General features: G+C 31.3%; 2 protein-coding genes. Both read left to right on the top strand.

What is annotated here, in order from left to right; all coding sequences use genetic code 11:
- Window positions 1–217 (top strand): sensor histidine kinase (locus NH26_RS12280; RefSeq protein ID WP_394331095.1); only part of this gene is annotated, 217 nt, incomplete at its 5' end.
- 1 nt (window position 218) lies between these two features.
- Window positions 219–2499, top strand: a 2281-nt coding sequence (locus tag NH26_RS12275) for a tetratricopeptide repeat protein (RefSeq protein ID WP_199880238.1), incomplete at its 3' end; no start/stop codon positions are given.

Below are 2499 nucleotides of genomic sequence, written 5' to 3'. Positions count from 1 at the left end.
AGTAGATATTCAATTAAAAAATTATGATGATATCTATATGCTCACTATTGAAGATAATGGTGTTGGGTTTGATGCTATTAATGTAATAAAAAAGAACTCTGGGTTGGGTTTTAAGGGAATGAAAAATAGATTGGATGCTATTGGAGGTTTCTTAGAAATAGAAAGTAGAGAAGGGAGAGGTACTACACTTTTAATCGAGATTAATAAAAACTTTTAGAATGAAATTACTCAAAGGTTATATCATATTATGCCTCATTCTTATGGCATTTTCAAATACCATAATGAGTCAAACCAAAGCTGATTCTTTATGGTCTTTATGGGTAAATACTGAAGAAGTTGATTCAACTCGTTTGAAAGCGTTATTAGAGCATAGTGATGAAATAGTTAAAACAAATACAGATAGTGCCTTTGCTTTAGCTGAAATAAGCTATCAGTATGCCCTTGAAAAAGGAAATTTGAAATATCAGGCAAAAGCATTGTCTAAAAAAGGTTTAGTATTTTATAGAAAAGGTGATTTTGAATCATCAGAGAAGGAATATAACAAAGCAATTTCTTTAGCAAGGGAGGTGGCTGATAGTTCTATTATAGCCAATGCTTACAAAAGTATTGGTGCAATTTATTACTCTTTGGGAAAATACGATATAGCTAAAGACTACTATAAGTCCAGCTATAATATCTCTTCCTTTTTAAAGGATAAAAATGGAATGGCAGATATTATGAATAATATAGGTATCATTCAAGTTATTCAAAAAGATTATGAGGAAGCAGTAAAGAGTCTAAGACAATGCAATAAACTTTATATAGAAGGAGGTGAGCAAAGAAGTGCACCTCTTACCAATTTAGCAGTCATCAAATTTCGACAAGGTGATTTAATACAGGCAATGGAACTGTTTATGGAAGGTGCTAAAATAAATGAACGGAATGGAGATGATTATGCCTTAGCATTTTCATATTCTAATATTGCCAATATCTATTTTGATATGGATGAGCTTGATAAGTACTATGAGTTTATCAATAAAAGCCTAGAAATTCGTAAAAGAATGGGAGATAAGGCAGGGATTTTAAATTGTATGCTGAACCTAGGCTTAGGGTATTCAAGCGAAGATAAATATGAGGAAGCTCAACATGTTTTAGATGAAAGCTTAGATTTAGCGAGGGAAATTAATGATAGAAACTCTGAAGCACATATTTTAGTGCACATTGCTTTTTTACAAGTCAAATTAAATGAAACAGATAGTACTCTATCAACAATTGAGAAAGCCCTTGAAATCAACAAATCCTTAAAGAATCAATTGGGAATAATTCTCTGTAAAAAAGCATACGGCAATTACTACAAACAAAAAGGGGATATTTCAAACGCTATTAAATATTACAATGAAGCTCTTGAATATGTTCAAGATACAGATATTGAACAAACTAAAGATGTATCCCAAAAATTATATGAGGTATATAAAAAGCAAAATAATACAGCTCAAGCGTTAGAAGCTTTTGAATTATATGTTGCTTCTAGAGATAGTGTCAATAATTTAGAAAGCCAAAAGAAGGTATTGCATCAGCAATATGAGTATGAAAATGAGAAAAGAGCTTTTGCAGACAGTCTTCACTACGAAGCTCAAAAACAAATTACTCAAACAAAATTAGCACAAACAAAAAAGCAACAACTTGCTCTACTCATAATTGTAGTCCTTTTGATCTTATTTACAGCTTTTGCAGTTAATAGAGTCCGCTTAACAAGAAGGCAAAACAGAACGATTGAACGTCAGGTATTAGAATTAAATGAATTGAACAATAACCTTGAAGAAAAAGTTATTGAACGTTCAAAGAAAATTGCTGAAAGAGAGGAACAGTTGAGTTATGCTTTAGATGCTTCCAATGATGGTATTTGGGATTGGAGGGTGGATTCAACTCAGTTAAACTTTAGCCCTGCAACTTTTACAATGCTTGGTTATTTACCTGATGAATTTGAACATACTATTCATGAAGTCCAAAAGAGAATACATCCTGAAGATATAAAGGGAATTGATTTTGAATCATACCTTAAGCTTATCCTCATTGAAGGGAAACTGGTGAAAGAATTAAGACTTCAAAATAAACAAGGAAAGTATATTTGGATTCAGATTAAAGGGAAAATTGTAGCCTTTGATAATGATAATATTCCATGTAGAGTAGTTGGTACTTTTACTGATATTACTTCTATTAAACAAAAAGCACAAGATATTTTAAACGCTGTAATGACAACAGAAGATATAGAAAGGAATAGAATAGCCAAAGATATCCATGATGGTTTACAACAAACATTGACAATTGTATCATTGAACTTTCAAAAGGTAAGAAAAAGTATCAATTCACTACCATCAGAGGTAATTGAGACCTTTGGTATAGGATATGACTATTTACAAAAATCAATTAGAGAAAGTCGTAGTGTAGCACATAATCTAATGCCTAAAGCAATTATTGACCTTGGTATTATTAATGCGTTTGAAAGTTTGATTATTGAGA

This window comes from Flammeovirga pacifica, from assembly GCF_000807855.2.
Classification (GTDB): Bacteria; Bacteroidota; Bacteroidia; order Cytophagales; family Flammeovirgaceae; genus Flammeovirga; species Flammeovirga pacifica.
The sequence above is the reverse complement of the archived record's forward strand: the minus strand, read 5'-3'. Positions and strand labels throughout refer to the sequence as shown.